Origin of the sequence: Legionella drancourtii LLAP12, from assembly GCF_000162755.2 — a bacterium.
In the GTDB taxonomy this organism is placed as follows: domain Bacteria; phylum Pseudomonadota; class Gammaproteobacteria; order Legionellales; family Legionellaceae; genus Legionella; species Legionella drancourtii.
Genome location: NZ_JH413822.1, coordinates 161446 through 183816 on the forward strand (window position 1 = coordinate 161446; position 22371 = coordinate 183816).

A 22371-nucleotide genomic window follows, 5' to 3' on the forward strand; every position below is an offset into this window, starting at 1 on the left:
TATGAAATTGAGAATCATGCTTGTTTATCTCTGGTCGCTTCATGCTTTTGCAAGTGGTGCACCTGTGTTCGACGTTGCAAACTGGATTCAAAATGCGAAAATGATTACAACTCAACTAAGTGAGTATAAGACGCAAGTTGATCAGTACAAAAACCAGGTTAATCAATACCAGAATATGTTGGCAAATACGAAGTCACTGACTTCCTTTGAATGGGATAACGCCAACTCAGTTATTAATAACTTGCTTGAATCAACGGATACCATTGATTATTACAAGCAAGAAGCTGGCAGTTTGCAAGGCTATCTTGATCGCTTTCAAAGCCAGGAATATTACCAGAAGACCTCCTGTTTTAATGACAGTGGCCAATGTTCAGCTGAAGACTTAAGAAAAATCAAACAAGCAAGGCTCGCGTCTTCCGTTGCCGAAAAGCGCGCCAATGATGCCATGATCAGAGGCATCGACAAACAACAGCAAAGCTTAAAAACCGATTCCGCCAAACTCCGTACCCTGCAATCCCAGGCGCAAAGTGCCGAAGGTCAAAAGCAGGCACTTCAAGCTGCTTCACAATTAGCCAGTCAACAAAATCACCAACTCATGCAGATCCGGGGTTTATTGATGGCGCAACAAAATGCCCAAGCGGTAAAAGATGCTGTGGCTGCCGACAAGAAAGCCATTCAATCGGCAGGAGATGAGCGTTTTCGCGCAGGCAGCTACCACAAAAGCTCAGGGAAAAAATGGTAGTTCAATTCAAACAACAAGGAGAAACAATGAAAAAAATAGGTCTGACAATAGCAGCTCTGGCTTGTTTACTGTCCGGTTGTGACAGTGCAGAAACCAAGGCAAGCAAAAAAGCCGCGCATCTGGCCACCCTTACCTGTGAAAGCAGCAGAGAAGGTCGCACCAGTGAGGAATTGCAAGTTATTGGGGATGCCTGCTTCAAGCGAGGCAGCTATACCAAAAGTTCTGGAAAAAAATGGTGATCTATGAAAAAAAATACAATCACCTGTTTAATTGCACTCTTTATACTGGTGTTTTCCATTAACAGTTATGCCCAAGGCGGCGGTATAGACAGCAGGGATTTGCTGGATAATATCCTGTATCGGTTTTCCACCACAGCGTCCATGTGGAGCCAAACCTTGCTCGCCTATGCCCGTTACCTTTTTTGGTCTTTGGCCTTAATCAGCATGGTCTGGACTTATGGTCTTATGGCTTTGCGTCGGGCAGATATTCAGGAGTTTCTCGCTGAAACGGTGCGATTTTTTGTGGTTGTCGGCTTTTTTTATTGGCTTCTAGAGAATGGTCCGGCCATTGCAACAGCCATCATGGATTCCATGCGCAAGCTCGCCGCTAATGCTTCGGGGATTGATGCCCATGTATCGCCATCGGATATTGTCGATGTGGGTTTTGATATAGTCTCCAAGGCGATTGATAACTCATCCATTTGGTCACCAGCTGCCACCACAGTCGGCTTGATAGTCGCTGGGCTGATTCTGGTTGTTTTGGCACTGGTCAGTATTAACATGCTGATTGTCCTTATCACCGCCTGGATTTTAACCTATGGCGGCATTATTCTCTTAGGCTTTGGTGGTGGTCGATGGACACAGGATATTGCCATTCAATACTACAAAACCGTGCTGGGTATCGCCTTGCAGGCCTTCGCCATGATTTTGATTATTGGCATTGGCAAGTCTTTTGTTGATCAATATTACGCTGCTATGGCAAAGGACATTTTACTGAAAGAAATGTTTATCATGCTGGTCGTTGCCATTCTTTTACTGGTACTCGTGAATAAAATCCCACCTGTCTTAAGCGGGATTGTCACGGGTGGCTCAGGTGGTGGAGGTGGTCTGGGCTTGGGTGGTGCCTTGGGTGCTGCAGGAATTGCTGGCGCCGCTCTGGCCAGCGCTGCTGGCACAGCAAGCGCTGAAGGTGCCGGTGGTTTATCAGCATTGAAGGCGGCCTTCAATGCTGCATCGCGCGTCAGCACAGGCACTGTTTCAGATGGCGGTTCTAGCCCTAAATCTGGCGGATTAAGTGAGGCCATGGGGCGGGCGACCCAATTTGCCGGTCACCTCGGATCTCATTTGGCCTCAGGTGCCGCAGAAGTCGCGCGTGAAAAGGCAGCCTCTATCCGAGAGGCCTTCTCGGCGAAAGTTGCAGAAACCACGGGGGGTAAAATCGCCGACGCCATTCATCAACGAATGGATGCTAATAATGACTCATCCCCGCCAACGCCGCCAGACCCACCCGCGCCAAACGTCAGATCAATGGGTGCGCCAGAAGGAAGTTTTAGCTCAGGCACTGATGAAGTCAGTCAGTTTGTTAATCGCAAGGTCGCCGGAGATAATCAATGACACTGAACAAACCCAATAAAGCCATTGGCCCTCAAGTGAGACAAAAGCCTAATCAGCGGTTTAACCTGCCGCTGATTGGCTTGGCCTTGCTGTCTGTGATAGTCAGCCTGCAAATAGGCACCCAATATTTGGCCTGGAAATTTCATTACCACGTAAATTTAGGCTTTTCGCTTGCCCATGTTTATCTGCCTTGGCAGCTTTTTTTATGGAATTTTAAATATCACCAATACTACCCGGATTATTTTAACGCCGCATTTGGCATCGTGGTGATGAGCACAAGCCTTTTTTTGATGATGGTGATTCTTGTCAGTCAACAACTTAAAAAAGGTGAAATCAGCGAATACCTGCATGGTTCAGCGAGATGGGCCAATATGGAGGATTTAAAAAATGCCAGCCTTATTGGCCATGACGAAGGGGTCTATGTTGGGGCATTTGAAGATGAACAGGGCGAGATTCATTATCTGCGCCACAATGGCCCAGAGCATATCTTAACCTATGCTCCCACCCGCTCTGGCAAAGGGGTGGGGCTTGTGATTCCCACCCTGTTATCCTGGAAGTATTCCTGTGTTATTACCGACTTAAAGGGCGAGCTGTGGGCAATGACTGCCGGGTGGAGACAACAATATGCCAACAACAAAGTCATCCGTTTTGAACCAGCGACATTAAAAGGCTCAGCCCGCTGGAATCCGTTAGATGAAATCCGGGTAGGCACGGAATCAGAGGTGGGTGATGTGCAAAATCTCGCAACACTGGTAGTTGACCCTGACGGCAAAGGTCTGGAAACCCACTGGCAGAAAACCTCGCAAGCCCTTCTGGTCGGCTTTATTTTACATGCGATTTACAAGCTAAAAAATCAGGGAGAGCCCGCCACCTTTCCCAACATCGACCACATGCTGGTTGACCCCAATACCAATATTGCTGATTTACTCATCGAAATGACGCAATACCCGCATATCGAAGGCAAGACCCATCCGGTTATCTCTGCCTCTGCCCGCGATATGATAGACAGGCCTGAGGAAGAAGCCGGTTCAGTCTTATCGACTTTGAAATCCTATTTGGCTTTATACCGTGATCCGGTGGTCGCTTTTAATGTCTCTGATTCGGATTTTTGTATCCGCGATTTGATGAACCATGAAAGCCCGGTGAGTCTTTATATAGTGACCCAACCCAACGACAAGGCCAGACTACAACCCTTGGTTCGGGTTATGATTAATATGATAGTGCGTCTATTGGCAGACAGGATGGAGTTTGAGCGTGTGCCTGACGATAAGGGGCTTTCTTATGTGAGGGCGAAACGAACTTATAAACATCGACTGCTCTGCATGATTGATGAGTTTCCAAGCCTGGGTAAACTCGATATTTTGCAAGAGTCCTTAGCTTTTGTTGCCGGGTACGGCCTTAAATTTTATTTAATCTGTCAGGACATCAATCAGCTGAAAAGCCGTGAGCGGGGTTATGGCCAGGATGAAACCATTACATCCAATTGCCACATCCAAAATGCCTACCCGCCAAACCGGGTGGAAACTGCCGAGCATTTATCCAAGCTGACGGGGCAAACCACCATCGTTAAAGAACACATCACTACCAGCGGCAAACGCATTTCAACATTTCTCTCGCAAATATCTAAAACCATCCAGGAAGTATCAAGACCATTATTAACAGTCGATGAGTGTTTGCGCATGCCAGGACCAAAAAAGGATGCCAATGGCTTGATCACTGAGGCTGGTGATATGGTGGTTTATGCGGCGGGCTTTCCGGCGATTTATGGCAAGCAACCCCTGTATTTTAAAGATCCGGTTTTTATCGCCCGAGCAGCCATTGAAGCCCCGAAATTGTCCGATATCTTACGCCTGAGATTAAGCAAGGATGAGGAAATCAGACTATGAAAGCATTATCTGTCTGCCTGATTAGTCTGATTGGCTTGGTCTATCTCTTAATCGCCATGGGATTTCGTATTAATCTCACCGATTCAATCCCGGTAGGCCTATATCGCATTACCCACGAGGGCGAACTCAAGAATGCCTATGTTATCTTTTGCCCTGATAACAGGCCAGCTTTCAGGCTTGGCCTTGATAGAAGCTATATAGACCATGGTCTTAACTGCGGAGGTTATGGCTATTTGATGAAAAAGGTGGTGGCCATCCCTGGTGATACCGTCGCAACAACCAAAGTCGGTGTCTTTGTAAATCAGGAGCGTATTCCTTTCTCGAAGCCGAAGTTAAAAGATGGACTAAATCGCCTCTTACCCCAATGGCATGCCACAAATTATCAACTCAGCAAAGACGAGCTGATGACCATGACCAGTCAAAGCGAATGGTCTTTTGATGGTCGCTACTACGGCCTTGTTCATACAGGGCAAATCAAGGGAATGTTAAGGCCCCTATGGGTCATCAATAAACTGGAGAAAAGTCATGATGAATAAAAACGAACTAATGGATGTAATTTCAGAAAAATTCGAGGATTTGGTCATCCCCGGATTTTTAGTTGAAGTCAGTCCAATTGAGGCGGACATCATGGGCGCATTTGTTGAGGATGCACTTAGCGAAGATGAGGCTATGGAGGCAGCTTATGACTAAAATACCCTACCACCAAATTGTGGCCAACCAGATTATTGAAAGTCTAAAAGGCGGAACGGCACCCTGGCTAAAGCCTTGGGAGCCAGGGATTGGCAATGGTCAGGCTCCCTTTAATCCAGTCACTGGCAAACGGTATCGCGGCATCAATGCTCTGTATTTGATGCTCAATCAAAGCGATGACAATCGCTGGCTGACCTACAAACAGGCGCAAAGCATTGATGCGCAGGTGCGAAAAGGTGAGAAAGGCACCAACATTCAATACTGGAAATTTAACGAGGAACGAGTCAAAGAAGATGAGACTGGACGCCCTGTGCTGGATGAGCAGGGCAATTCAGTCAAAATTCAAGCCAGTCTTGAAAGACCTCAGGTCTTTTATGCAACGGTTTTCCACGCCTCACAAATTGAGAATATGCCTACCCTTGTAACAAAAGAGCCGGAATGGTCTATGGTGGAAAAAGCAGAAAAACTATTGCTGCAATCCGGTGCTGCCATTTTTCATTCTGAATCAGACAAAGCCTTTTACATACTTTCGAGCGATAGTATTCACCTGCCGCCCAAAGAACAATTCAAATCTGCTGCCAATTATTATGCCACAGCACTGCATGAACTTGGTCATTGGAGCGGCCATCCTTCAAGGCTTGACAGGGATCTGGGGCATCCCTTTGGCAGTGAGGCCTATGCCAAGGAAGAACTTAGAGCAGAAATTGCCAGCATGTTATTAGGGGCTGAACTCGGCATTGGTCATGACCCATCACAACATACTGCCTATATTAAGTCATGGATTCGGGTTTTGGAGGATGATCCCCTCGAAATTTTCAGAGCCTCTGCAGACGCGGAAAAGATTGTCCATCACATCTGTGCTCTTGATCAAGTTCAGGAAATCCAGCAGGCACAGCCCATAGAAATCAGGGAAGACAGAACTATTGAGGGAAGAGTTATGGAAAATGAACAACTCATCACTGAAAAGACTTGGTTAGGAATTCCCTTCAAAGACAAAGAGATAGCCAAAGCCCTGACAGGAAAACTGCCTGATGGCACAGCCGCCATCGCCTGGGATATAGCCCAAAAATGCTGGTATGCAAACCCGGGTGTTCCTTTAGATAAAATCAAGCCATGGTTACCCAATCCACAAGCATTGGCCCAAGACAAAGCCATCTCCCCAGAAGATGAATTCAAAGAGGCACTGAGTAGCATGGGGGCAATTGTCTCAGGCAAACACCCTGTCATGGACAGCAAGCCGCACCGAATCGAAATGGATGGGGATAAACAGGGTGAAAAGGCTGGATTCTATGTGGCTCATTTAGACGGTATGCCGGCTGGCTACATCAAAAACAACCGTACCGGGGAAGAGCTGAAATGGAAAAGCAAAGGCTATGTTTTGACTGATGAACAAAGGTTGGCGCTCAAGTCTCAAGCCCTACAAAATCAAAGAAATCGCGAGCTTGAGATTGAAGAGTTGCAAAGAAGTACGTCGATTATGCTCAAGAAAAAACTATCCCTAATGAATGAGATAAACGAACCAACCCCCTATTTGAAAGCAAAAGGAATACAGGTTCATTCTGGCGTTTACACTGATGAAACCAACAATTTAACCTGCGTTCCTGCCATCGATACTGAAGGATCCATTTGGACGGTTCAATATATCGCCGATGATGGCACTAAGCGCTTTGCAAAAAATTCGAGAAAAGAAGGTTGTTTTCATGTCTTGGGCGGGCTGGATAAACTGGCCAATACCCCTGTAATTATCATCGCCGAAGGCTATGCCACTGCCGCAACAATAAAAGAAGCAACAGCGCTACCAGCCGTTGTTTCAGCCTTTGATTCAGGCAATCTTAAATCAGTCGCCAAATCCTTGCATGAAAAATATCCACATATCCCGATAATGATCGCTGCCGATGATGACAAACATCTTGAGCTAAGCAAGGGCATGAATCCGGGCAAGGAAAAGGCCACAGAAGCCGCCATGGCCGTCAATGGCATGATTATCTTGCCAACTTTTGCACCCAATGAACAGTCTGAAAATCCCAGAAAATTTAGCGATTTTAATGACATGGCCAAGAATAGTAGCCTGGGCGTGGAGGGCGTTAAGCGACAGTTTAAGTCGAAAATAGAAAAGTTCATAAAAAAGCATAATCAACCACGCTATTCAAAGCAAGGTAATGTTGTTCACATCGCTTAAAACCAATCGGTAATGATATACTAACGGCTTTGATGCTTTTACAATAAGTTGCAACATCTCATTCCGCAATAAGATTTTGCAACGCTGGATGCATTGGCTGATGTTTTTTTGGAGTATAGCTAATCTATGAAGAAAACCATTTTTGATGATGTTGATAATTTAGAAAAAGAAGCCGTTCTTTTTGGCCTACAATGGGAAACCAAAGCTCAAATCATGGCGCAAATTCGCAACGAGTGTCTGGAAATTGAAGAACATCTGGAGGCAAAGGACAAAAGAGATGCCTTGCAGGATGAAATAGGTGATTTAATGCACGCAGTATTTTCCTTATGCACTTATTGTAACTTTGATACCGAGCTTACCCTGCGAAAAAGCCTGAATAAATTTGAATATCGGTTAAATGCCATGAAGGTCATTGCTAAAGAGCAGGGTTTGGATAATTTACAGGGCAAATCATTTGATGAGTTGATGCGCTACTGGGATTTAGCAAAAAAAAGAACTATGATTCCAGAAAATGCAGGTGTTCATGGGACCAAAAAAGCGCTCCAGTTATGGGAAAAGGTAAAACAGAAAGAGTTGATTTTAAATAATGTTTGGTGTGGTCAATGCAGTGGGGTATGCAGAATGATATCCCCTGTGGCCATAGAAAGTGGCAGAACAATTACGCTTGAAGGCGAGTGTGCAACATGTGGTTCCAAGGTTGCTAGATATCTGGATGAAGCATGAAATATAATGATGCAACTACCCACCTCAGAGGAACTATTTAGCCTAAAAAATTACCATCGCACATGGTTATCAGGTTTGACTCTTTTGCGCTCCAGCTTATCAGGTGCATTATCCTGCAATAGCACTTCACCTCTTGCGGTGAGCTGAACCACATCGAGTTGGGACAGGTCTCGCAGGCCGTTTTGATTTTCGGCCGGCGTGCCGCAGCAAGTGCGGTAAGGGTTGGGCTTTGTTCTTGTTTTCCCCCACTGTCTTCGGCCTCCTGTTCTAGCAGCTTCATCGTTTCCAGAAGTTCCTCTTCCATTACCATATCGGTTTCGTCTTGCATGTTCATTGTTGGTCTCCTGTTTCAATTTGGTTCGTTGGGCTTCAATATCTGGATCAGCGAAGGTGATTGGGATGTTATGTTGAATCACTATTTGCAGGATAATTTTTTTAAATAGCGGCGAGCCATTTACCCGAATACAGTTGCCATATTGCCGCTGCGCCATTTCCAAGGCTTTTATTAATGTTTCAATCGAACCGCCTTTAGAAATTTTGACCTCATGGCCATTATTTCTGATGACGGCCTTATCAATTTTGTATATCTCTGTGCCTTCTTTGGTGATCGAGTCAAGGATATTGAGATCGGTTGGGGATGTATCTGCTCTGCCCCCGGACAGAGAGTATTTGCCTTTGTTCTTTCGATTTTGAAAACGCAGTGCGGTTAAAGCATCCAGATCCCCAGTCTCTGCCTTATACCTCAACCAATCAGCCCAGGTTCGATTCTGATGCCGGTTAATCTGGTTTTGGCGCTGGGTGGAATAGTTGTTGCGAATTCTCTCAATCTCATCCAGGAGGGTCTTGCTGATTTGCCCATACAGAAGTTTTTTTTGAATGATCGGCATTTTCATCAATTTCAAGGCCTTTCTTTTTAGCCTGGCTCGTTTTTTGGCTTTTTCAATGGAACCAGCCTTAGTTCTACGTAGTGTTTTGAGCTTGTCTGCAAGGATGATTTTGTTCTTAAGCCTTTCATCACGATAACGGGCATACAGCTCGGAATTGAACATAGTCTTACTAAGTGGTTCATAGCGATAAGTATTTTTTGAACCGACCTCAATCTGAAATGAGGCAGGTGTAAATTCCCCCAGTTTGGACAGTAGGTTCTTTTTGGAAAAATTGCGGGAAACGGAACTGGCTTTAACCATTAGCCCCTTCTTGTCACAGAAAACAAATCCATTGGCTCTGAGCTTAATTGCCAACTCATGCGCTGCCAGTGTTTGGTGAAGCTCATTCCAGCTGCTGGCCGCCTCTAGTTGATCCTTACAATGGCGTTTCATCCAGTTAATCAAGCTTTCAATACCAGAATGCTGCTCCATATCATCGGCTAAATTTTCAGACCGTCCCTTTCGTGATTGATGATTGGTTATTTCCAGTCCATACTCAATTTCCAATTGGGTTGCCACCTCCGCAAAAATTTTATAAACCCTGTATGGCTCAATCATGTTGAGGGTTTTGGGGTGGATTTTATTGATGGCGACATGGATATGAAGATTATCCGTATCATGATGGACGGTGCTGATTCTCTGGTGCTCTTTAAGCCCAATAGAGGAGACAACCCGGTCTTCGATAATGTTCAACAGTTTATCAGACAGGATCTCTCTCGGGGCAAAAGAGATCAATAAATGATAAGTTTTATCCGCTGTAGCCCGTTGATTTTTGGCTTGAGTTGCTAAGACTTCCTGAACCGCCCAAGTGGGATCGATACTGTTACAATTGGATAAGCTAATCTTTCCCACCCGTTCCTGTTTATCCTGGGGATTGGTGATGTATTGGACCAGGCCTGAAAAGCTGCTAAGTCGTGCGGTTTTCATTGGGATATGGCGAACAATCATAGCTTTTTCACCACCTGCAACATTGTCTCCTGCAAGATCCGAATTTTATTTAACAGGGTCATTATCGTGGCATGGTCAAAATGCGCGACGCGCTTATCTTGGGTCAACCAAAGTTTTAACAGTCCACCAAGTCTGCCGACATCTGCATTGATTTTGGCAAGCTGGATTACATGGTCTTTATCAATTGCACTTTGCAGCTGGTACCCAAGACTTATACGTCTTAGGTATTCCGCAATAGACAAACCGGCATTAGCCGCATTGGCTTTAATTTGCGATTCTTCATTGGGAAGAACAGGAACACGAAGGTGACGCCCATTTTTTCTGGTGGGGGATTTAGTTTTATCGTCCATAAGGATGCTGACCTCTTAAATAAAGTGGTTATGCAATCCTTTGGGTATCTGGTTATGACCTCAAATCACTGGATTCCCGTTGAGCACCGAAGGTGCGAATAAGGCTAAGTGAAGTTTGGTAGCCAGCTTGCTGGTTAGCTAACTTCACCTATCTTGCCCAGTGTTTTAAGTTCATTTGACTTCATAATATCAGGTAATTTTACGTAATTTCAAGGTTATTTCGTTAAAACCCCTATTAATTACGGATTATTACCAATAATTACGTTAAATTACACATTTATCTTATTAAGAAGATATTTAATTACGCCAAAAGGAAAGAAACTAACATAGGCTATTGCAGAGTAGCGCAATATTTCATACCATCAGAGAGAACAATAATAAATTGACGGTATGACATGGGAAACTCCCTCAGCGAACGAATCGCAGCCAAGCAGATAAAAAGGAAAGCCTCTGACAAATCTGTAAATAAAGCCGCTTTTCTCGCGCTAAAAAAAGATATAGCTTCAGCGCTAAATGACGGCTGGTCCATAAAGCTTGTCTGGGAAACCTTAGTTGAGGAAGGCAAAATCTCATTTTCATATAAAACATTTTGTGGCTATGTAGCACGTTTGATTGCTGCAGAAAAAAAGCCGTCTATGCAGGAAAACACCAAGGAAGATGAACAGGCTAAAAGTAAAGCAAAAAATGAAATTCGCGGCTTTACTTTTAATCCAAAACCCAATTTGGAGGAACTCTTGTAATGGCAAAAATTCACATCACACTGCAAGGCAAAGGCGGTGTTGGCAAATCATTTATTTCAGCAACCACAGCCCAATACAAACACTACAAAGGCCAAGCCCCACTCTGCATTGACACCGACCCCATCAATTCAACCTTTCATGGCTTTAAGGCCCTAAATGTCGATCATATCCAGGTCATGAGCGGTGACGAAATCAACCCCCGGCTATTCGATAGCCTCATCGAAAAAATTGCCCCAGCAACTAACGATGTAGTCATCGATAATGGCGCCAGTTCCTTTGTACCGCTATCACACTACCTCATCAGTAACCAGGTTCCGGCCTTGCTGCAGGAATTAGGTCATGAAATGGTGATCCACACCGTCATCACCGGCGGCCAAGCCATGTTCGACACCATTAACGGCTTCGCCCAACTGATCGACCAATTTGAAAACGAAGCCCAGTTTGTCGTCTGGCTCAATCCCTATTGGGGAGCCATAGAGCATGAAGGCAGAGCATTTGAACAACTGAAAGCCTACCGAGATAACAAAGACAAAATATCAGCCTTAATTCAAATCCCCGATCTGAAAAAGGAAACCTACGGCTGGGATCTTACCGAGATGTTGCAACAAAAGCTGACCTTTGATGAAGTCCTGGGTATGCCAGAGAAAAGCATCATGACTCGCCAGCGATTAAAAATTGTTCGTGATCAGCTGTTTAGTCAATTAGATAATGCCAGGGTGATTTAATGTCAGATAAATTTGATGCAGCTATCCAGGAGATCGCCGTCAGACATGGTGTGGTTTTAAACAAGGATGATCCGATTCTCATACTGCAGACTATGAATGATAGATTGATCGAAGAATCCCGGCAGGCCCAAGCAGCTATGTTGACAGAGTTCAGAGAGGAAATGGAGAGCATTTCCTCTCAATGGAGAGACGATGCAAAGGAAAAAGCTGAAAAAATTATTAATGCAGCCCTTGCGGGTAGTAAAGAGGCAATGGCCAAATTATTGCTGGAATCTACTAACGCATCGGTTCAATCTATAGACAGGATGATATCTGTTTCATTGGCAGAGGCACGTGATCTGTCACAACAGACAAAGAAATTTGGTTGGTTTATGTTGGTTTCATCAGTGGTAATATTAGCGGCATCTTCTTTATTTATGTTATTTTTGCTCGTTTGATTTAAATTATTGGAAAAAAGTTTATACAAAAACTAAAAAGAGGTATAAAAAATGACAAAGCGTATCTTCATTGTTGGCCATATGGGGGCAGGCAAGTTTATATTTACAGAAGCATTGGCTAAAAAATTAGGATGGCAAATAGTCGATGCAAACCCAAGTATTGAACGTTACATTGGCCGGCAGACACGAGATATTCTTGGTGAGCAAGGTGAAGCCGCATTTAATCGCTGTCAAGCAGACATCATTGCTCATTGTACTGGAAAAGAAAATGTTGTTGTTTTATTGGAAGAGTGTGTTGTATCAAGCGAACAATGTCGGGAATTGTTATCCTCTGAATTTGTTGTTTATTTGAAAGTCTCTATTCCAACTCAACTTGGTCGTATGCAAAATGGACGAGTTCCATCACTTCCGGTGGATGATATGAAGAGTTTCTTGGAAAAACAACATCGCGAACGAGATGCTTTTTATGAAGAAGTTGCAACGACGGTTGTTGAATCTGTTGGTTATTCAGATGATGCTTTGGAAATCAATAAAATTATTGAGGAAGATGTCAACAAAGTTATGGAAGCCCTTGGGAAGTAAGCCATTAGGTTAACGAAGATGACTTGATAGATTTTGATTTTTTGATGGTATAATCATGACCTTGTTTAAGTTCCAAAAAATAGAATAAAAATAAGACATTTTAATTGTCGCTACACATATAACTCTGACCGTCATTTTTCTATCAAGTCATCTGCGAAGATATATAAATATAAACTGGGTGAACCAGTTTAAGATTGTAGTTCAATTTCAGGGAACAAGACCAAATGGGATGATAAAAATCCAACATTAGAAGGCCCACTATATGAATTATAACCCAGAGATCCCATCGACATTACGCCATTTTATAAGTCGTTATCTAAAGATAAAAAAGAATAAGCGTCTTATGATTGGCATACTTGCAATGTTTACAATTTATGCATTAGAAGGTTCGATCTCTCCCTATTTATTAGGAAAAATGGTTTCTATTGTAAGTAATTATAATTCAAGCCAACAGTTTTTATCCCTTATCCTCTGGCCTGCCATATTTTACGCAATGATGCCCATGGTAACTAACATTGCTGTTAGATCAAAAGAGTATTTTGAGGCCTGTTTATACCCCTCAATGAAATCGGACATTAAAAAAGATATGTTTGAGTACTTATTAGGTCATTCCTATGAATTTTTTGAAAGTAATTTCTCGGGTACATTAACCAAAAAAATAATAGATATTTCTGAAAATATTGAGGAATTACTTAAAATCGCTTCAGGTTGGATCTATAACTCTATTTTGGGAATTTTAATTGCTGTGCTCACTCTGTATCTATTTGTAGGTGGTATTTATGCATTGATTCTCTTTATTTGGGCAATTCTATTTGTAGGTATCTCATTTATTACTGCAGATACAACACAAACCTCCTCAGCAGAACTAGCGAATGCCAAAACAAAATTAAGCGGATACCTTTCTGACTCTATTAGCAATATTTCTAGCACCATATTATTTTCAGGTAGTACTAAAGAGTCTAAAACGATTCAAAAATCAGTCACTGAAGTAGCAAAATCCGAGAAAAAAATACAATGCCAAATGATTAAAGTATTCTTTTATCAGGGGTGTTTAGTCACTGCATTAATATCAGCATTTGTGGGTGCGCTAATATATGGAGCTCAAAAACATTCTATTCATGCAGGTGATTTTGCTTTAGTACTTAGTATTGCGCTCTCATGTTTGATGATGATATTTGGATTAGGACAGCAAATTTTGAAAGTACACCAACTTATTGGCGCATGTAATGATGCATTAAGCTTCATTAAAATTCCTCATGCCATTATTGATAAACCTAACGTCCCTCCATTACAGGTTTCAAAAGGTGAAATTATTTTTGACAACATAAACTTCTCATATCCTAATTCGGCATTCCTTTTTAATCAACTTAATTTATCTATTGCTGCAGGAGAAAAAATTGGGCTTGTAGGTAAGTCAGGCAGTGGTAAATCAACACTTTTGAAATTATTACTGCGTCTTGTAGAACCATCTTCAGGAAATATCGTTATTGATAAACAAAGGATAAGCGAAGTGCAGTTCAAATCTCTTCGTTCACAAATAACAATTATTCCTCAGGAAACGCAATTATTTCATCGAAGTATTTTTGATAATATACACTTTGCTAACGATACTGCAACCAAAGATGAAGTGATTAGTGCAGCAAAAAAAGCCAATTGTCATGACTTTATTATGAACTTGCCGGAACAATATAACACACTTGTTGGTGAGCGTGGTTTAAAACTCTCAGGTGGACAAAAACAACGCATTTCTATTGCTAGGGCATTCCTTAGAAATACGAAAATTCTAATTCTTGATGAGGCAACCTCTTCATTAGACACTGAAACGGAACAAGCCATCCAAAAAGCATTGCATGAAGTAATGAAAGATAAAACAACATTGATTATTTCACATCGACTTTCAACATTGCAGGAAGTGGATACCATTGTGGTTATTGATAATGGGGAGATAGTTGAACAAGGCAGGCTTGAGCTTTTAACAAAAAAACAGGGTGGTGTATTTGCAGCTCTTTGGAAAACACAAGTGGGAGGGTTTTTATTTGCTGAAACTTCAACAACACGCATTTGAATCAAGAGATGGGAGTGGCATATGAACGCTCCGTTAATAGATTTATACCGCCAAGCTGAGGATTATTTTTTCAGAGGTATTTCCTCAAAATGCATGGATCTAGAAACCAGCGCTCATGCTTATATGACCGGCGGTGCTGAACTCAATTTTATCTACATTACAAGAAACACAAATGCCCTGGATAAAATTTTAATCCAAGGAAAGCAGTTTTTCGACCAAGATAACCTTTCTTTTGATGTGATCATTCCACAAGAATTGTGCACGCCTCAAATAATAGATATTTTAAATACCATAGGTTATTCCCAGAAAAGCAAATCGGTTTCAATGCTTGTGGACCTAGATAAATTTTCATTTGATCAAACTGCCAATCTTACCGATGAAACAGTGATTAAATCGAATGATGATCAATTAAATGACTGGATGATCCCATTGATAGGCGCATTCGAATCTACATTTGAAATTTGTTCGATCTATGCAATCACCCATGAAACTGCCATAAAAAAGAATATTAATCTTCGCCATTTCAGCTTATACAAACAGGAAAAACCCATCGCGTCGATTACCTTATCAATGTGCGACAACAGCATTGCAAGAATAGATGATGTGGGAACCCAGCCTAAATTTCAAGGCAAAGGATATGCTAGCGCGCTCATGCGTTATGTACTATCCGAAGCAAAAAGATTAGGTGCTCAATATTGCTTTTTAGAGTCCTCTGATTCAGGGCTTGGAGTCTATCAAAAACTGGGGTTTGAGCCTCTTTTTAAAAACAATATTTATTCGAGGAAACCATGAGTGCTGATTTTGGGGTACAAAGACTATGCTAATAAAACCTGATCTTAACGATGAAGCAATCATTACATGTTTACAGGATGCCTATGGGCTAGAGGTAGCAACCATTTTATTTCTACCTATTGGAGCTGACTTTAATACGGCTGTTTATCGCATTACAACAAGCAACCAAACGGATTATTTTCTTAAATTAAGAAGTGGTGAATTTTTAGAGGCTTCGGTATTAGTTCCGAAATACTTGGCGGATCTAGGTGTCAAACAAGTGATTCCTCCGCTTCCAACCAAGACAAGGCAACTTTGGGCGAGCTTGGGATCCTTCAAGGCGATTCTCTACCCCTATGTTGAAGGGCGTAATGGTGTCGAAGCCAAACTATCGGAAGATCAATGGGCCCAATTTGGGGTGGCAATTAAAAGGCTGCATACCACCGATACTCCTTCATCAATAACAAAAGATATACCGCGGGAAGCGTTCTCTTCCAAATGGAGAGAAACCGTCAAAGCATTTTTGATGCGTATTGAAAATGAAATTTTTGAAGAGCCTGTCGCTGTACAAATGGCCATGTTCCTGAAATCCAAAAGGAACGAAATACTCAAACTGCTTGAGCACGCTGCAAAGCTTGCGATCACGATCCAAAAACAACCCCTCAACTATGTTTTATGCCATGCAGATATGCATGGCTGGAACCTGATTGTTGATAAAGAAGCAGTTTTTTATATTGTTGATTGGGATACCCTTATCTTTGCTCCTAAAGAACGTGATTTAATGTTTATCGGAGCCGGTATTTGGGGCAGCGGTCGCACAGTTTTTGCCGAGGAGTCATTATTTTATCAGGGCTATGGCCAAACAAAGATAGATTGGGATGTAATCGCTTATTACCGCTTCGAGCGTATCATCCAAGATATCGGCGATTATTGTGAATACATTTTTCTGTCTGATGAAGGTGGTGACGATCGAATGCAATGCTTTGAACACTTACAGCCAGTTTTTCTGCCGAATGGTGCCATAGAGAGAGCATATGACTCTTATAATACGAGGAAAATTTTATGAGATTATATTTTATAGGCGGCGCCAGTGGCAGCGGAAAAACAGCAGTAATATCACATTTGAAAGAACTTTTGGGAGGTGATATCGCTGTTTATGATTTTGATGATATAGGTGTACCCGAAGGTGCTGATAAAAAATGGCGTCAAGAATCCACAGAGAAGTGGTTGCAAAAATTATTGAGTGATGGAAAAGACGCTTGTTTGCTTGGTCAAATTGTTTTGGGCGAAATACTGAGCTGTCCTTCAGCCAAGCAAATAGATAAAATCAACTTCTGTCTCTTAGACGTCAGCGATTTTCAAAGAATTCAACGACTCAAAAAGCGTAGTACCTACGGTGTTGATCAAAACATGCTGAATTGGTCATCTTGGCTGCGTATGCATCATCAAGATCCGCAATGGATGCAACATGTTATCCAAGAAGATACTGCAAGTATCATGGATTTTAGCCGATTATCTGCTCTTAAAAGTTATGAAGAAGTTGCGAATGTACAAATCCTCGATACAACCGATCTTGCTTTGCATGAGGTTGCTCAAGAATTGGCAGATTGGGTTTTATCATTTGATATCGAACCATTTCATATTGTTAAAGTCCAGCCAAATGAAATAGATGTTATAGGAAGTAAAATAACATCATACAATAACAGCCAAGTACCATTTATCCAGGAACAACCTTTTATAAATTTAAATTTTTCTATAAAAGATGATAGTGGGGTAATTATCGCGGGTATTACATCTCTGATGTATTGTTGGGGTATCCTGTTTGTAGATATTTTAGCAGTAGACGAAAAATATTATAAAACCGGTCTGGGTAGTAAACTGCTCAGCCATGCAGAAAACGAGGCTAAGAAACTTGGGGCAACCCTAGCTCATCTAGATACATTTGATTTTCAGGCTAAAGACTTTTACCTCAAACAGGGTTATGAAGTATTTGGCGTTTTAGACGACTGCCCCAAAGGCCATAAGAGATTCTTTATGAAGAAGGTGTTGAATCATAAATATGATCAATCTGACCAATTGGAAATTGTTATCGATCATAGTCCCAGTCAATTTGATAATGATACTGTAATGGAAGGATTAATTTCCTCCAATGAACGTATCATGGGAGAGCCTAGGGATAAAGAATTTTCAGTATTTTTAAAAAATGATTCAGGGAATGTTTTGGGTGGAATACAAGCACATTTTGATAAAGAATCAGTTTATATAGAAGCATTGTGGGTCGATGAAAAACTCAGAAAACAAGGATATGGCTCAAAATTAATGAATGCTGCGGAGCAAGAAGCCATCAAACAAGGTTGCATTTTCTCAATAACAGATACTTTGGATTTTCAAGCAGAAGATTTTTATTTAAAAAATGGATATCAACGCATAGGAGAAATAAAAAAATATTGGTATGAACATTCACGATTTTTTCTCAAGAAGGTATTGTAAATGAATTTGGATGTTGTATTCAGAACTATTTACTGTCATGCACGTGATTCAGCAGTGAATTTTTATCTGAAAAATGGATATATGGCAGAGGGTAATTATTTCGATGAAGATAATATCCCTTATTTAAAGATGAGAAAGAAGTTATGAACACAATTAAATCTGCTTACGAATTATCTCCTGCTACAAACGGTGAAGCAGAAGCACTCAATGATAAAATTAATGCTTTTGTTGCCCAGCAATTTTCATTTCATGGCGATACTGAAGTTTTGAAAGATTATGTTATCAAAGAAAATAGCTTGATTATTGCTGGCGTTAGAAGCTGTTTTTATCTAGGAGAATGCTTGGCTATTAATGTGCTTTTTGTGGAAGAAAATCATAGGCTCAAAGGATTAGGCGCTTTATTACTTAATCAAGTTGAAGCTGATGCTAGAGCTATGGGCGCCAAATTGATCCATTTAGATACATTTAACCTCCAGGCAAAAGATTTCTATTTAAAGCATGGCTATAAGATATTCGGTATTCTTGAGGATTGCCCCACTGGACATAAACGGTATTACATGAAAAAAATTTTATGAAATTTTAGGAGCCCAAACAATGAACAAAATATGGACTTGAAATCCTTTTAAAGGAAAGCGCTCAAGATCAACATCTTGTTTGGATAGCAAAAAAATGGCTATCGATATAAATTTTACATTCTTAGGCCATTAAAAAACGTGGTGGATCGATTAAATATCATTATCGCGGTATAGAGGATCACAAGTGAACAAACTTACTATTTCAACGATTATCTTTTTTACAATAAATGGCCTGCAATGCTTCGCAGTTGATACCAAGCAGCTCCAGGCTAAAAAATCTGATGAATATTATATGCAGATAGCCATTGATCTCGCAAAAAGCAATCCAAAGGCTCCATTTGCTGCCCTCATCGTTGACAATAAAACAGGTGAAATTTTGTCAAAAGGAATCAATGCAAGCAAAGTTAATCCAACTTTTCATGGGGAGATGGTGGCGATCAACAATTGTGTTAAAGAACATCCCAAGGTGGATTGGTCACAAGTGACTTTATACACCACCGCTGAGCCTTGTTCGATGTGCCAAAGTGCTGTTGTTTGGACAAAAATATCAAGGGTTGTATTTGCCACTTCTTTTGAATATTTGATAAACCATGGTTGGAATCAAATTAATATTCGTGCGGCAGAAATTAATAAAAGGTCATCCTTCTATAAAGGAACAATTACTGGCGGAACTCTTGCCAGTCAATCAAACGTCCTATTTGACAGATTGTAGGTCTCTTAATTCTTTTGCTTTAATAAATAATTGATTGCACTCTGCTTCTTTGACACCACCAACAAGCTCACAAGTATAAAAATTCGGTGTCTTTGAAAAAATTTCTGTGGCTCTAACCTCAATTTGTCGACCAAATAAATCATGGAGAAAAGGGATAGATGTGCCATACACTACTTTTGGAATCATTGCCCAGTAAATCGCAGCCGCACACATAGGACAAGGTTCTGCTGTAGTATAGAGGCTTAGCTTGCTAACATCACCATTGAAGCCCTTATTAAACAAGGTATGGATAACAGATAATTCACCATGCATTAATGGATGATGATGGGCGCTATTAACAGATTTCAGTAAAATTTCTTTATCGTCATAAACAATGATTGCGCCATAAGGAGCTATGGGATTTGATGCAGCTATCTCTATTGTTGCCGTCATAAAATCATGTAGGCATTTATCCATCATTTTTCCTCTCTGGTGGAATATAATTTTCTGCAAATTTGTTTGCACTCAGTTTGTAATTAGTGTCAATCCTGAAGGGATTTAAATTCGATAGTTCATCATAAATATCGACTTTTTCTTTTACCTTGAGAAAATAAATCAGCAGGATTGAAACTGGTGCCAGCAAAACTTCATACGATATTTTGTAAGCGTCTTCAAAGACAATGACACTGCCTAGCTTTTCGGTTGGTACTATGCCATAAAAAGCTACCAATGAAAAAAGACTTACATCAATAATGATTCCAAAGGCAGAGGACGTAGCAATTCTCGTCCATACAGTAGTAATGAACTCTTTCTTTAGCGAAATACCTCGCTTTCGTTGTCTCGATTTAATAATGGAGATTACCGTTGAATTAATAGTCATGCCAAGAAAAAAAGCTGTAGCTGAGGCAATAAACATGCGCGCCTGATTATGTAAAATCGATCTAAAAGGATCACTTTCATGAATAGCAAGCAAATTTGTTATCCAAACATCAAAAACAAACAGTAGGTTGCAAAAAATAACGAATAAGATCATCTGCTTCGTACGTTCAATGCCATACACATCGGTCATCATATCTGCAGCTAAGTAAGCTAGTGAAAAAACAATGCCACCAACATTAATGGTTAGAAATCCTATCGAGATGAATTTAGCCGCCATAGTTTTTGATGCAATAAAAAAAACGATACTTGAGCAAAAAAGAATATGATGATATTTAAATTTATTCCCATATTCAGGTGATCGTTGGGGTGGTCCAAATTGGAACAGTCTCTGATCAGCTTCATGCAGAGCGTTTATTTGCTCGATCTTGGAAATAAGATTGCATAGTATTTGACAGAAAATATTCAAAAAACCGAGAATCATCAATCCAATGATTAGCTGTAATTTGCTGGTTTCATCATGAGGATTAAGCCAAACCATATTCAGCACAAAAAAGACAAACAACGAAGTTAGAAATACATATTGGCTTTGTTTTGTATCAATGCGCGTTATAAATTGAATGGGTAACAACGCACAACCCCACAAAAATAGTGAGCTCCTTACCACATAAAAGAAATCTCTGCCAAGGACTTGTGTATAGATCTCTTGCATCTTCCAGAACGACGATGCAGGTAACCAAATAGCAAACTTTAAGAACAAAATATAGATCGCGTGGAACACGATTACTAAATAAACAGTATGCCGCAAGTATGCTAATCCATAGACTCTATAGATCAATTGAAATACAAAAAAAACAACAGGCCACCACAAAAATTCTGATGCCATTCGTATGCTAAAAATATCGATTACCTGAGCTTCAGCAGGGATAGTTATTAAGGAAAAGAAAACTGCAAAACCAAGCAAGGTATGAAATACTTTAAATTGAAGGGGGGTTTTTGATTTACCCGATATTAAATTAGTCATCAATAAATACCCGTTTTAAGCCAGTAACGCATTTTGCTTTTAAACTGGGATTTTTCTTTTTTGTAACAAGAAGTTTCTCCATATGAGAACCAAATTGTTGTCCCATATCAAAAACAATACGCGGATCAACAAGATAAATCATATCGGATTTCACAAAATCAGCGACGGTCCTTTCTTCATTAACACGTTTATTGGCAACATGAAACGCAACCGATAGTTCATTGCTATTGGGATCAGTAAAAATATTATCAATACGTATCAAGTAAGGCTCTCTGACTTGGCCAACAAATCTGACAACAACATGCTGATATATAAAGCGTAAAAATTTGTTTCCTTTACTCCACTTTTCCATCTTTACATCCTGAAACTTATTTTTTAGTGCGTAATTTTTGATGCACTTCTAATATTACCCCAATAACAGTGTATAAGTTTTCATCAAAAATTTCTATCGGCAACTTAGGATTAATTGGATACAAATAGATTTGATCGCCTTCCTGAACATATTTTTTTATCAAATAGTGATGGGGGTTATCGTTCTTTTTAATCAAAATATAGGAACGATCGTCAGGAGCTATATCTCGGTTTATAATCAGTAGCGAATTTTTCTGGAAAGTAGGTTCATACAAGTCCGTATTAAGCGCAAGAGTGAAATAATCCCCGGCAATATCATTTGGAATCCAACGATACCATTCCTTTGTCATTTGTTCAGGATGACTCAATTCAAAAATTGGCAATGCCTGAGTTGTTGTCAATCGTTGAGAGATGCCTTCACGCACCATAGGTTCCACACCAAGCAATTGTTCAATAGTGATGCCAAAGTAATTTGCGATTTGCAATAAAGTACTTGCTTTAGGATCGGTAACATCTCCATTTAGGATGCGGGTAATTTTATTGGTCGGAATTCCTAGTTTTCGTGCAAGGGCAGCCGGCGTGAGTTTATTTTCACGTTCAATTAAATCTGTCAGCGTTTGCGCCAATGAGAGTTGATTAATATCGTTTAAAAGAATTGTCGACATACCTTGACTTAGTTACATTAATGTAATAGTTTACATCGATGTAACTAATTACACTGATGTAAAAGTAGATATTAACACATCTGACGAAAATATCACGTAGTAAGAACTTACTAAACAATTTTTAAATTCATAACACAATAATAATTGTGCGTTATTACAGGAGTGCCATCTTATGAAGTGCCAGTGCAAATTCAAGGTCACTATTTATAAAGGAATAATTGACTATTTATTGTCATCGACACACTTTACCTTAAAGGATATTGCTAATCATACAGGGGCACCGATCAGCAGCATACGTTCAATTTATCATGATCAAACGATA

At 40.8% G+C, this 22371-nt stretch carries 23 protein-coding genes and 1 pseudogene; 18 read left to right on the forward strand and 6 right to left on the reverse strand.

Translation table 11 applies throughout. The annotated features are described in order from the left end of the window. Position 1 precedes the first annotated feature (1 nt). The 8 genes from trbJ (at position 2) to LDG_RS09330 (ending at position 7833) form a co-directional block, all read left to right on the forward strand. Positions 2-742, forward strand: coding sequence for a P-type conjugative transfer protein TrbJ (gene trbJ / locus LDG_RS09295; RefSeq protein WP_006871048.1), 741 nt, complete (start codon positions 2-4; stop codon positions 740-742). Positions 743-768: 26 nt separating this feature from the next. Beyond that, positions 769-981 (forward strand): hypothetical protein, encoded by a 213-nt coding sequence (locus tag LDG_RS09300; protein ID WP_006871049.1) that lies wholly within the window; start codon positions 769-771, stop codon positions 979-981. 3 nt (positions 982-984) lie between these two features. Then, positions 985-2355 carry a P-type conjugative transfer protein TrbL gene (gene trbL / locus LDG_RS09305; RefSeq protein WP_040535126.1) on the forward strand — a complete coding sequence of 457 codons (1371 nt, stop codon included), beginning with the start codon at positions 985-987 and terminating at the stop codon, positions 2353-2355. Then, positions 2352-4241, forward strand: a complete 1890-nt coding sequence (locus LDG_RS09310; RefSeq protein ID WP_006871052.1) for a type IV secretory system conjugative DNA transfer family protein — start codon at positions 2352-2354, stop codon at positions 4239-4241. The genes trbL and LDG_RS09310 overlap by 4 nt, the downstream gene beginning before the upstream one ends. Beyond that, a complete protein-coding gene (gene traF / locus LDG_RS09315; protein ID WP_040535129.1) occupies positions 4238-4777 on the forward strand; it encodes a conjugative transfer signal peptidase TraF in 540 nt (179 codons plus the stop codon). The genes LDG_RS09310 and traF overlap by 4 nt, the downstream gene beginning before the upstream one ends. After that, positions 4767-4931 carry a hypothetical protein gene (locus LDG_RS19860; RefSeq protein ID WP_040535132.1) on the forward strand — a complete coding sequence of 55 codons (165 nt, stop codon included), beginning with the start codon at positions 4767-4769 and terminating at the stop codon, positions 4929-4931. Before traF ends, LDG_RS19860 begins: the two co-directional genes overlap by 11 nt. Further along, a complete protein-coding gene (locus LDG_RS09325; protein ID WP_006871055.1) occupies positions 4924-7110 on the forward strand; it encodes a zincin-like metallopeptidase domain-containing protein in 2187 nt (728 codons plus the stop codon). The genes LDG_RS19860 and LDG_RS09325 overlap by 8 nt, the downstream gene beginning before the upstream one ends. 126 nt (positions 7111-7236) lie before the next feature. Further along, complete coding sequence (locus LDG_RS09330) at positions 7237-7833, forward strand: MazG nucleotide pyrophosphohydrolase domain-containing protein (protein ID WP_006871056.1); 597 nt, start codon at positions 7237-7239, stop codon at positions 7831-7833. Between the two features lie 50 nt (positions 7834-7883). Here LDG_RS09330 and traI read toward each other — a convergent pair whose 3' ends face one another. Both traI and traJ read right to left on the reverse strand, forming a co-directional pair. Then, on the reverse strand, positions 7884-9707 hold the full coding sequence (gene traI / locus LDG_RS09335) for a TraI/MobA(P) family conjugative relaxase (RefSeq protein ID WP_006871057.1): 1824 nt from the start codon (positions 9705-9707) through the stop codon (positions 7884-7886). Further along, positions 9704-10057 carry a conjugal transfer transcriptional regulator TraJ gene (gene traJ / locus LDG_RS09340; protein WP_006871058.1) on the reverse strand — a complete coding sequence of 118 codons (354 nt, stop codon included), beginning with the start codon at positions 10055-10057 and terminating at the stop codon, positions 9704-9706. Before traJ ends, traI begins: the two co-directional genes overlap by 4 nt. Before the next feature lie 395 nt (positions 10058-10452). On the opposite strand from traJ, the gene LDG_RS09345 reads away from it, so the two are divergent. The 10 genes and pseudogenes from LDG_RS09345 (at position 10453) to LDG_RS09390 (ending at position 19154) form a co-directional block, all read left to right on the forward strand. Next, positions 10453-10797, forward strand: a complete 345-nt coding sequence (locus tag LDG_RS09345; RefSeq protein WP_006871060.1) for a TraK family protein — start codon at positions 10453-10455, stop codon at positions 10795-10797. Next, positions 10797-11522, forward strand: coding sequence for an ArsA-related P-loop ATPase (locus tag LDG_RS09350; protein ID WP_006871061.1), 726 nt, complete (start codon positions 10797-10799; stop codon positions 11520-11522). Before LDG_RS09345 ends, LDG_RS09350 begins: the two co-directional genes overlap by 1 nt. Beyond that, complete coding sequence (locus LDG_RS09355) at positions 11522-11959, forward strand: conjugal transfer protein TraM (protein WP_006871062.1); 438 nt, start codon at positions 11522-11524, stop codon at positions 11957-11959. The genes LDG_RS09350 and LDG_RS09355 overlap by 1 nt, the downstream gene beginning before the upstream one ends. Before the next feature lie 51 nt (positions 11960-12010). Further along, positions 12011-12541, forward strand: coding sequence for a shikimate kinase (locus LDG_RS09360; protein ID WP_006871063.1), 531 nt, complete (start codon positions 12011-12013; stop codon positions 12539-12541). 262 nt (positions 12542-12803) lie between these two features. Beyond that, a complete protein-coding gene (locus LDG_RS09365; RefSeq protein WP_040535135.1) occupies positions 12804-14606 on the forward strand; it encodes an ABC transporter ATP-binding protein in 1803 nt (600 codons plus the stop codon). A gap of 21 nt (positions 14607-14627) precedes the next feature. Next, positions 14628-15398, forward strand: a complete 771-nt coding sequence (locus tag LDG_RS09370; protein WP_006871065.1) for a GNAT family N-acetyltransferase — start codon at positions 14628-14630, stop codon at positions 15396-15398. Positions 15399-15423: 25 nt separating this feature from the next. After that, positions 15424-16443 (forward strand): phosphotransferase enzyme family protein, encoded by a 1020-nt coding sequence (locus tag LDG_RS09375; RefSeq protein WP_006871066.1) that lies wholly within the window; start codon positions 15424-15426, stop codon positions 16441-16443. Between the two features lie 431 nt (positions 16444-16874). Then, positions 16875-18014 (forward strand): annotated as a pseudogene (locus tag LDG_RS19650) (GNAT family N-acetyltransferase). Then, on the forward strand, positions 18011-18442 hold the full coding sequence (locus tag LDG_RS09385) for a GNAT family N-acetyltransferase (protein ID WP_006871069.1): 432 nt from the start codon (positions 18011-18013) through the stop codon (positions 18440-18442). Before LDG_RS19650 ends, LDG_RS09385 begins: the two are co-directional and overlap by 4 nt. Before the next feature lie 184 nt (positions 18443-18626). Then, complete coding sequence (locus LDG_RS09390) at positions 18627-19154, forward strand: nucleoside deaminase (RefSeq protein WP_006871070.1); 528 nt, start codon at positions 18627-18629, stop codon at positions 19152-19154. Here the strand turns inward: LDG_RS09390 and LDG_RS09395 are convergent. The 4 genes from LDG_RS09395 to LDG_RS09410 all read right to left on the reverse strand — a co-directional run bounded on the left by LDG_RS09395 (position 19137) and on the right by LDG_RS09410 (position 22049). Next, a complete protein-coding gene (locus tag LDG_RS09395) occupies positions 19137-19613 on the reverse strand; it encodes a nucleoside deaminase (RefSeq protein WP_133134248.1) in 477 nt (158 codons plus the stop codon). The genes LDG_RS09390 and LDG_RS09395 overlap by 18 nt on opposite strands. Next, entirely contained in the window at positions 19603-20550 is a 948-nt protein-coding gene (locus LDG_RS09400; protein ID WP_233491449.1) for a VUT family protein, read from the reverse strand. Before LDG_RS09400 ends, LDG_RS09395 begins: the two co-directional genes overlap by 11 nt. 475 nt (positions 20551-21025) lie before the next feature. Next, entirely contained in the window at positions 21026-21385 is a 360-nt protein-coding gene (locus LDG_RS09405) for a hypothetical protein (protein ID WP_006871073.1), read from the reverse strand. 16 nt (positions 21386-21401) lie between these two features. Continuing rightward, a complete protein-coding gene (locus LDG_RS09410; protein ID WP_006871074.1) occupies positions 21402-22049 on the reverse strand; it encodes a helix-turn-helix domain-containing protein in 648 nt (215 codons plus the stop codon). Positions 22050-22371: the final 322 nt, after the last annotated feature.